The organism is Streptomyces triticisoli (assembly GCF_003270085.1).
Lineage (GTDB): Bacteria > Actinomycetota > Actinomycetes > Streptomycetales > Streptomycetaceae > Streptomyces > Streptomyces triticisoli.
In genome coordinates this window covers 18,144-27,085 of the sequence record NZ_QFDQ01000166.1, presented here as the reverse complement: position 1 = coordinate 27,085, position 8,942 = coordinate 18,144, and the positions used below count along the sequence as shown (strand labels likewise).

General features: G+C 73.3%; 9 protein-coding genes and 1 tRNA gene. 5 read left to right on the top strand and 5 right to left on the bottom strand.

The window, feature by feature from the left end:
• Positions 1–123 precede the first annotated feature (123 nt).
• The 3 genes from DEP02_RS22440 to DEP02_RS22430 are packed head-to-tail and all read left to right on the top strand — an operon-like array spanning position 124 to position 2,605.
• Positions 124–1,011, top strand: coding sequence for a DMT family transporter (locus DEP02_RS22440; RefSeq protein WP_232839234.1), 888 nt, complete (start codon positions 124–126; stop codon positions 1,009–1,011).
• A gap of 11 nt (positions 1,012–1,022) precedes the next feature.
• Positions 1,023–1,778, top strand: a complete 756-nt coding sequence (locus tag DEP02_RS22435; RefSeq protein ID WP_232839233.1) for a polysaccharide deacetylase family protein — start codon at positions 1,023–1,025, stop codon at positions 1,776–1,778.
• A 50-nt stretch (positions 1,779–1,828) separates the two neighbouring features.
• On the top strand, positions 1,829–2,605 hold the full coding sequence (locus tag DEP02_RS22430) for a cobalt-precorrin-6A reductase (protein ID WP_112469496.1): 777 nt from the start codon (positions 1,829–1,831) through the stop codon (positions 2,603–2,605).
• Here DEP02_RS22430 and cobF read toward each other — a convergent pair.
• Both cobF and DEP02_RS22420 read right to left on the bottom strand, forming a co-directional pair.
• On the bottom strand, positions 2,565–3,335 hold the full coding sequence (cobF, locus tag DEP02_RS22425) for a precorrin-6A synthase (deacetylating) (RefSeq protein WP_112469492.1): 771 nt from the start codon (positions 3,333–3,335) through the stop codon (positions 2,565–2,567). The two genes, DEP02_RS22430 and cobF, sit on opposite strands and share 41 nt — an antisense overlap.
• A 54-nt stretch (positions 3,336–3,389) precedes the next feature.
• A complete protein-coding gene (locus tag DEP02_RS22420; RefSeq protein ID WP_112469491.1) occupies positions 3,390–3,926 on the bottom strand; it encodes a DUF309 domain-containing protein in 537 nt (178 codons plus the stop codon).
• Positions 3,927–4,026: 100 nt separating this feature from the next.
• Between DEP02_RS22420 and DEP02_RS22415 the strand changes: the two genes are divergently transcribed.
• Positions 4,027–4,100: transfer RNA gene (locus tag DEP02_RS22415), tRNA-Pro, on the top strand.
• A gap of 318 nt (positions 4,101–4,418) precedes the next feature.
• Positions 4,419–5,039, top strand: coding sequence for a class I SAM-dependent methyltransferase (locus tag DEP02_RS22410; protein WP_198668536.1), 621 nt, complete (start codon positions 4,419–4,421; stop codon positions 5,037–5,039).
• A 66-nt stretch (positions 5,040–5,105) separates the two neighbouring features.
• Here the strand turns inward: DEP02_RS22410 and DEP02_RS22405 are convergent, their stop codons facing one another.
• From DEP02_RS22405 to iolD, 3 genes are all read right to left on the bottom strand, one after another.
• Positions 5,106–5,846 carry a class I SAM-dependent methyltransferase gene (locus tag DEP02_RS22405; protein WP_112469490.1) on the bottom strand — a complete coding sequence of 247 codons (741 nt, stop codon included), beginning with the start codon at positions 5,844–5,846 and terminating at the stop codon, positions 5,106–5,108.
• Between the two features lie 361 nt (positions 5,847–6,207).
• Positions 6,208–6,993, bottom strand: a complete 786-nt coding sequence (locus tag DEP02_RS22400) for a GntR family transcriptional regulator (RefSeq protein ID WP_112469489.1) — start codon at positions 6,991–6,993, stop codon at positions 6,208–6,210.
• 65 nt (positions 6,994–7,058) lie between these two features.
• Entirely contained in the window at positions 7,059–8,942 is a 1,884-nt protein-coding gene (gene iolD / locus DEP02_RS22395) for a 3D-(3,5/4)-trihydroxycyclohexane-1,2-dione acylhydrolase (decyclizing) (RefSeq protein WP_112469488.1), read from the bottom strand.

Here is an 8,942-nt window from a genome sequence, read left to right as displayed (position 1 = left end):
CGGGCGCCGGGCGGCACGGCCACCGGGGAGCCGGGCAACGCCGGAAAGACCGCCGAGGAGCCGCACGGCCCCGGAGCAGGCGAGCGGGGCGCCCGCCGGACGAGGAGCCGGCAGGCCGAGGGCGTGCCGGCGACTCCGCCGGACGGGCATGGAGCGGAGGGCTCCGCCGTACTGGCGCCGGACGGCGGACGCGGACCGGCAGGCAGGGGCTCCCCTCAGACCGTACGCGCGAGGCGGCGGCGGTTCTGGCTGGCCGGGGCGGCCATGCTGGCCGGGTCCTCGGTGCTGCAGGCCGCGGCGCTGGCCGTCGGCAGTCTGTCACTCGTCCAGCCGCTGCTGGCCACCGAACTGTTGTTCACGCTGGTGCTGGGAAGCGTCGTCTTCCACCGGCGCCCGGCCCGGACCACCTGGCTGTCCTTCCTGGCCCTGGCCGCCGGGCTGGCCCTCTTCCTCGGTGCCGCCGCGCCCTCCGCCGGACGCGCCAGGGCCGATGCGGAGCGCTGGATCCCGGTCGGCATCGCCCTCGCGTGCCTGGTGACCGTGCTGCTCCTCGTGGCGCGGCTGGTCAAGGGGCCGCCCCGGGCCGCCGTGCTCGGTCTGGCCTCGGCCGTGCTGTTCGCGGCGACGGCGGCCCTCCTCAAGGAGGTGACGGGCGTGTATCAGCAGGGCCTGGCCGCGCTGGCGACCCACTGGACGCCGTACGCCACGGTGGCCACCGGCCTGGCCGCCTTCGGACTGCTCCAGCTGGCCTTCCACGCGGGCACCCTGGTCGCCTCCCAGCCCGCCCTCACCCTCGGGGACGCCGTGACGAGCGTGGCGCTCGGAGTGGCCCTGTTCGGGGAAGAAATCGCCCTGGGTGTGCGCATCCTGCCCGAGGCCGTCGGCATCGGCCTGCTCGCGGCCGGCACGGTCGGTCTGGCTCGCTCTCCCGCCGTGTCGGGCAAGTGGGACGCCGAGCCGGCGCCCGGCACGGTGCCCGGCCGGGGAAGGGCACAGGCGGAGCACCCGTGAGGAGGCGACAGGTGGGAGGACCGGACAGCGGTGCCGTGCGGACCGCGGTGGCGGCTCTCACGCCCGTCGCCGCCGTCGCGGCCGCGCACATCGTCCCGGCGGCCACCTGGCTGCCCCGCTTCCGTGCCCTGTGCTTCCCGCGCCTGGCGGGGACCGGGCGCCCCGACCACATCGCACTGACCTTCGACGACGGCCCGGACCCGGCCTGTACGCCGCACTTCCTGGACGAGCTGGACCGGCTCGCCGTGCGCGCCACCTTCTTCGTCCTCGGGGAGAGGGTGGTCCGGTACCCCGAGCTCACCCGGCACATGGCGGAACGGGGCCATGAACTGGCCGTGCACGGCTGGACCCACAGCCGTCCCTGGCTGCCGGCCCCGGGCCGGGACCTGCGGGAGACGGCGAAGGCGGCCCACGTCCTCCACGGCACCACCGGCCGGCGGCCGCACTGGTACCGCCCGCCCTACGGCATCCTCACCTCCGGCCGCTGGGCCGCCGCCCGCCGTGTCGGCCTGCGACCGGTGCTGTGGACCGCCTGGGGCCGGGACTGGACGCCGGACGCCACCCCCGCCGCCGTCCACACCACCGTCACCGCCGACCTGCGCGGCGGCGGCACGGTCCTTCTCCACGACTCCGACCACGCCTCGGCCCCCGGCTCCTGGCGCACCACCCTGGCCGCCCTCCCCACCCTGATCACCACCTGCCACGCGGCCGGCTGGACCGTGGGCCCCCTGTCCGAACACGGCCTGGACCGGTCCCGGAGGACATGACCCCGCTCCGGCGTGCCGGCCGCCGCCCGCTGCCTCGTACCCTCGACGTCATGTCCTCCCACGTCCTGATCCTCGGCGGCACCACCGAGGCACGTGAACTGGCCGCGGTGCTCGCGGCGCGCGAAGGCGTGCGGGTGACCAGTTCGCTGGCGGGGCGGGTGGCGCGGCCCGGTGCGGTGGACGGGGAGGTGCGCGTCGGCGGCTTCGGCGGGGCGGAGGGGCTGGCCACGTGGCTGCGGGAACACCGCGTGGACGCCGTCGTCGACGCCACGCACCCCTTCGCCGAGGCGATCACGCGCAACGCGGCGCACGCCGCGGCGGCGACCGGCGTGCCCCTGGTGGTACTGCGCAGGCCCGGCTGGCAGCCGGGGCCCGGGGACCGCTGGCACGCCGTCGACTCGCCGGCCGCGGCGGCCGAACTGCTGCCCCGGCTGGGCCACCGGGTCTTCCTCACCACGGGACGACTCGGCCTCGCCGCCTTCGCCCACCTGGCCGAACTCCACTTCCTCGTACGGTCGGTGGAGCCGCCCGAGCCGCCCATGCCGCCGGATCTGCGGGTCGTCCTGGCCCGGGGCCCTTTCACCGAGGCCGACGAGACGGAGCTGCTCAGGACGCACCGTCTCGACGTACTGGTGACCAAGGACAGCGGAGGCACGGCCACGGCGGCCAAACTCTCCGCCGCGCGGAAGCTCGGGCTGCCGGTCGTCGTCGTACGGCGCCCGCCGCTGCGGCCAGGGCTGACCGCCGTACCGGACGTCACCGCCGTGCTGGAGTGGCTCGGGTCGCCTACTCCTTCGGGCGTCGGCGCAGCAGATACGTGTCCATGATCCAGCCCTTGCGCTCCCGGGCCTCGGCCCGCAGCCGCTCGATGCGCGGCGCGGCCTCGGCGATCGGGCCGGAAGCGAGGATCTCGTCCGGGGTGCCTATGTAGGCGCCCCAGTAGATGTCGAGCTCCTGGTCGGCGTACTGCCGGAAGGTCTGGCGGGCGTCCAGCACCACCACCACGTCGTCCACCCCCTCCGGAAACCCCTCGGCGAGCCGCCGGCCCGTGGTGATCTGCACCGGCCGGGCGACCCGGTTGAGCCCCGTACGGTGCCGGGCCACCAGCGCGGAGACGCTGCTGATGCCGGGCACCACGTCGTACGTGAACTCCACCGCCCCTCGGGCCAGCACCTCCTCGAGGATGCCGATCGTGCTGTCGTACAGAGCCGGGTCCCCCCACACCAGGAACGCGCCGGTCCCGCCCTCGCCCAGCTCCTCCGCGATCAGCCGCTCGTAGATGTCCGCACGGGCACTGCGCCAGTCCCCGACGGCGGGGGAGTAGGCGGCGCCGCCCGCCGACCGGTCCCGCTCCGGGTCACGCGCCCGAACCACGCGGTACGTCCCCTCGGGTATGTGCGTGCGCAGCATGTCCCGGCGCAGCTCGACGAGGTCGGACTTCACCTCGCCCTTGTCGAGGACGAAGAACACGTCCGTCTCACGCAGCGCCCTGACCGCCTGCAGGGTCAACTGCTCCGGGTCGCCCGCGCCGATGCCGATGACATGAATCTTTCGCACCCCCCGAGTCTGCCGTACGGCACTGACACCCCGGCACCGCGCCCCTACCCGGCGCTACGCCCCACCCCGCAGCCGAGGCGCCCGCTCCGCCGCGTCCACGGCCCCCATCGCCCCGTTCTCCACGGTGTCCGCCAACTCCCGCGCCCACGCCACGAGCCCCGGGGCGTCCATGCCGTACGGAGTCCGCTCCCCGGTGTCCGCCACCCACTCCTCCACGGCACCCGCCCCGCGCCGCAGCAGCCGGGCACCGCCGGTGACGTTGCCGCGGGCCGCGTGCGTGAGTCCCACCGCGAGCTGGGCCAGCCCGCGCCACAGGGCGCGCTCCGCCTCCGGCCCCGTCTTCCAGGCGTCCTCGAACACCTCGTGCGCGTGGAAGGGCTTGCCCTCATCCAGCAGCGCCTGTGCCTCGGCGACCGTCTCCCACGGGGTGCGCACCACGCCCTCGGGCTGCCGCGGCACCCCGTCGGCGTCGTACGGCAGGGGTCGCCCCAGCCCGTCCCGCGGCCGCGCGTTGCGCGCCCGACCCTCGTCGTCCCGGTCCCGCGCGCGGGCCGGCCTGCCGGAAGACGTGCTGCTGGATGTACTGCTCATACGCCGATTGTCCCCGACCCCGTCCCCGCTTCGGTGCGGCCCCCGAGGTGCGGTAAAGTGATGTTCGCGCGCTCACGCGGATCACCGCACGTGAGCGCACCGGGACGTGGCGCAGCTTGGTAGCGCACTTGACTGGGGGTCAAGGGGTCGCAGGTTCAAATCCTGTCGTCCCGACTCGGAGGAGTCGCACATCAGGGGATGTTTCGGAGGAATCCGAAACATCCCCTTGGTCGTTGCCGGGGGCCAGTTGCGAACCGGCATCCAGTTGGACGGCACCCTGCTGTGCCTTTGGGAGCACGACTTCACCAGCGCCGGTGTTCCCGTGCGTCGGCACGAGCAGGTCTTCCTCGCGCATGGACCCCACCGGGACCCGGTTGGTGGCCTCGCCGCCTCACATGCCGCGGACAAGATCCTCTGGTGGCGATGGTGGTCGCCGGACGTGCCGGGATATCCGTTCGCCGTGCCTCGCAGCCACTGGCTAGAGTCTCGCGCGTGGACAACACGGACCCCAAGGACACGGTCCGGCGCGGGTACGACGCCGTCTCCCTGCGCTACGACGAGGTGTACGGCGCCGAGACGAAGTACCAGTCCCTGCTCGGTGACCTCCGCCGACGGGTTCCGGCCGGTGGGACGGTGCTGGACGTGGGCTGCGGAAGCGGAGTGCCGGTCGCGCGGACTCTGGCTGCGGCCGGCTACCGGGTCACCGGAATCGACATCAGCGAGGTGCAGGTCTCTCGGGCCCGGGAGCGGGTGCCCCAGGCCGAGTTCATCCACGCCGACGCCACGGCTGCGTCCTTTGACGCCGCGTCCTTCGACGCCGTCGTCTCCTTCTTCGCCCTGATCCACGTCCCGCTGGCCGAGCAGCCGCCCCTGCTGCGAAGGATCGCCGGGTGGCTGCGCCCGGGAGGCTGCTTCGTGGCCACCACCGGACACGGCGAGTGGACCGGAACCGAGGAGAACTGGCTCGGGGGCGGTGCCCCGATGTGGTGGAGCCATGCGGATGCTGCCACCAACCGTGAGTGGATCACTCAGGCCGGCCTGGTGATCGAGCGGGAGGAGTTCATCCCGGAGGGTGACGGCGGACACGCCTTGTTCTGGGCATACCGCCCCTGACGGTCCAAGGAGACCGAGGCCGGCCCGGTGAGTGAGTCCGCGGGTGCAGGCGTCGCCGCGGAGCCACTACGCCGGCGGGATTCGGTAGACGGAGACGTGAGAACGTGACTCGGCGGTGAACTCGGCTCCGGACCAGTCCGCGTGCCTGGCCTCCAGTTCGAATCCGGCCAGCTGGGCCATGAGATCGAGCTCGGCCGGCCAGATGTAGCGATGGGGGCTCCGGAACAACCGGGCCTGCTGGGTCCCGTCGAAGTGGAAGTGGTGCGACACCACGTGCTGGCGCAGGACGTCGTAGGTGTCCAGACCGATGTAGCCGGGGTCGGACTGCCAGACGGTGGCCGCCTGGCCCGGTGGGAGCTTGCGCAGCTCGGGCACCCAGAGCTCGATCACGAACCGCCCACCGGGCGTGAGGTGACGGGCGGCGTTGCGGAAGCACCGGACCTGCTCATCCTGGGTGAGCAGGTTGGAGATCGTGTTGTAGACGAGGTAGACGAGGGTGTACTCCCCGGGGGCGACGGTGGTCGCCATGTCGCCCATGACCACTGGAATCGTTGCTTCGTCGACCTTGGTCCGCAGTAGCTCCACCATCGGCAGCGACAACTCGATACCGGTGACCGGGACTCCCCGCTCGGCGAGCGGGACGGCCACCCGGCCGGTCCCGATGGCGAACTCGAGCGCTGCTCCGTCCCCTGCGAGCCGGGCGAGGCGGTCCACGGTCGGCCCCAGGACCTCGGGCGCGAACATGCCGGAGCCGGGCGTGTCATAGCGCTGGGCGGCATCGGCGTCCCAGATCTTCTCCTGCTGCATTCCGCCTACGCTCGCCGCTGACCCGTGCGATGTCCAACGATTTTCTCGCACCGCTCCAGGAAGGATCCGGAAGAGGCGCGCAGGCGTATCGACCTTGTCGTGGGGTCATCGAGAACGGCTTCTCATGGCGCTGCGTCCGGCGACCGTTCCGGTGCTGTCCGGCGTGATGCTGCTCGCCCCGCTCGACGGCTGACCAGCGTAATACGGGCTCGTCCGGGAGGCTGAACCGGTCTCACCGGCCGGGGCTCCGCTCGTCTCACGGGCGTGCTGTGGCTGGACCGGTCTGCGTGGGAAGGGAGCCTCAGCCGCGTTCCGAGGACCGGCTCCCGCAGCCTGTCACCGTACGCGGCTCCCGCGGCGCTCACGGCCGTACCAGCAGCTGGAAGTCGAAGGCGTACCGGGACGCGCGGTAGACGTGCCGGGCGTACTCCACCGCCCGGCCCGTGTCGTCGTATGCCGTGCGCTGCATGGTGAGCAGGGCGGCGCCCTCCTTCTCGTCGAGGCGGGCGGCCTCCTCGGTGGTGGCTCCGCGGGCGCCGATGGTCTGGCGGGCGCTGTGCAGGGTGATGCCCGCCGAGCGCATCATCCGGTACAGGCCGGTCGACTCCAGCCGGGCGGTGTCCGGCTCGAGCAGCGTGGCCGGCAGGTGGTTGCACATGTACGCCACCGGCTGGCCGTGCGTGAACCGCAGCCGCTCCAGCACCGTCACCTCGCCGCCCTCGGTGAGGCCGAGCGCGGCGGCCACCTCGGCGGTCGCGGGCACGCGCTCGTTGCGCAGCACGCGCGTGGTCGGGCCCTGCCCGGCCGTCTCCAGGTCGTCGTAGAGACTGCTGAGCTCCAGGGGCCGCCTGACCTTGCTGTGCACCACCTGTGTGCCCACCCCGCGCCGCCGGACCAGCAGCCCCTTGTCGACCAGGGACTGGATGGCCTGGCGGACCGTGGGGCGGGACAGGCCCAGGCGCACGGACAGGTCGATCTCGTTGCCCAGGAGGTCCCCCGGGGCGAGGGTTCCGCGCCCGATCGCCGCTTCCAGCTGCTGGGCGAACTGGTAGTACAGCGGCACCGGACTGCTCCGGTCCAGGGTGAAGTCCAGGGAATCGAGCGCGGAGACGGTCCCGGCACGGGAGCGGTCACCGATCGTCGCCACGGGGTACCCCCTTCGGGTCGGGTGAGGCGTTGCGCGGCTCCAGGCGGCCTGTCGGCGAGGGGAGTTCACAGGTGGTGGCGGCGGGCGGCCACCTCGCGGTCGTAGCGCTCGCGGGCCTGGACGGCCGCCTCGCGGGAGGCCACCTCGGCCACCGGCACGTCCCACCAGGCCTCGGCCGGAGGAGCGGCCGGGGACCCACTGTTCACGTCCGTCTCGACGTACACGCAGGTCGGCCGGTCGGAGGCGCGGGCCGCGCGCAGCGCCTGGCGCAGCTCGCCCACCGTCTTGGCGCGCAGCACCTCCATGCCGAGGCTGCCGGCGTTGGCGGCGAGGTCCACGGGCAGCGGGGCGCCGGTGAAGGTGCCGTCGGCGGCCCGGTAGCGGTAGGCGGTGCCGAACCGCTCGGCGCCCACCGACTCCGACAGACCGCCGATGGAGGCGTACCCGTGGTTCTGGATCAGGACCACGTTGACCGGCAGGCCCTCCTGGACGGCCGTGACGATCTCCGTCGGCATCATCAGATAGGTGCCGTCGCCGACCAGCGCCCACACCGGCGTGTCCGGCGCGGCCTGCTGCACGCCGATCGCGGCCGGGATCTCGTAGCCCATGCAGGAGTAGCCGTACTCCAGGTGGTACTGGCGCGGCGAACGGGCCCGCCACAGCTTGTGCAGGTCGCCGGGGAGCGAACCGGCCGCGTTGATCACCACGTCCTCGTCGCCCACGACCGCGTCCAGCGCGCCCAGCACCTGCGTCTGGGTCGGTACGGCGCTGTCGTCGTCCGCGCGGTACGCCGCCTCGACCACCCGCTCCCAGCGCTCCTTGCCCGCCCGGTACTCGGCCTCGTACCCGGCGTCCACGCGGTGCCCGGCCAGCGCCTCGGTGAGCGCCGTGAGCCCGGCCCGCGCGTCGCAGACGAGCGTCGTGGCCGCCAGCTTGTGGGCGTCGAACGCGGTGATGTTGAGGTTGAGGAAGCGGACGTCCGGGTTCTGGAAGAGGGTGCCGGAGGCGGTGGTGAAGTCGGTGTAGCGGGTGCCGACGCCGATGACCAGGTCCGCGGTGCGCGCGAGGTCGTCACTGACGGCCGTGCCGGTGTGCCCGATGCCGCCGAGGTCGGCCGGGTGGTCGTGGCGCAGCGAGCCCTTGCCGGCCTGGGTGGAGGCGACCGGGATGCCGGTGGCGTCGGTGAACGCCTTCAGCGCGTCCTCGGCCCCGCTGTGGTGCACGCCGCCGCCCGCGACGATCAAGGGGCGCCCGGCGGCCCGTACGGCCCGTACCGCCTCGGCGAGTTCGGCCGGGTCGGGAGCGGGACGCCGTACCCGCCACACCCGCTCGGCGAAGAACTCCTCGGGCCAGTCGAAGCCTTCCGCCTGCACGTCCTGCGGCAGGGCGAGGGTGACCGCGCCGGTCTCGGCCGGGTCGGTCAGGACCCGCATCGCGTTCAGCGCGGAGGCGATCAGGGCCTCGGGGCGGGTGATCCGGTCGAAGTAGCGGGAGACCGGGCGCAGGGTGTCGTTGACCGACACGTCCGCCTCCACCGGGTGCTCCAGCTGCTGCAGCAGCGGGTCGGCGGTGTGGGTGGCGAAGTAGTCGCCGGGCAGCAGCAGCACCGGCAGGCGGTTGATGGTGGCCAGGGCGGCGCCGGTGACGAGGTTGGTGGCGCCCGGTCCGATGGACGTCGTCACCGCTTGCGTGGACAGCCGGTCGCGCTGGCGGGCGTAGCCGACCGCCGCGTGCACCATCGCCTGCTCGTTGCGGCCCTGGTGGAACGGCATGACGTCCTCGCCGGCCTCCACCAGCGCCTGTCCGACGCCGGCCACGTTGCCGTGGCCGAAGATGCCCCAGGTGCCGGCGATCAGCCGGTGCCGTACACCGTCCCGCTCGGTGTACTGGGCGGCGAGGAACCGCACCAGCGCCTGGGCGACGGTGAGACGGGTCGTGGAGTGACTCAT

Bases quoted from the DNA above. Each gene is read 5' to 3' on its own strand.
- DEP02_RS22405 (WP_112469490.1), bottom strand. From the start codon at position 5,846: ATGCAGCAGGAGAAGATCTGGGACGCCGATGCCGCCCAGCGCTATGAC.
- iolD (WP_112469488.1), bottom strand. From the start codon at position 8,942: ATGAGTCACTCCACGACCCGTCTCACCGTCGCCCAGGCGCTGGTGCGG.
- DEP02_RS22430 (WP_112469496.1), top strand. From the start codon at position 1,829: ATGTCCTCCCACGTCCTGATCCTCGGCGGCACCACCGAGGCACGTGAA.
- DEP02_RS22420 (WP_112469491.1), bottom strand. From the start codon at position 3,926: ATGAGCAGTACATCCAGCAGCACGTCTTCCGGCAGGCCGGCCCGCGCG.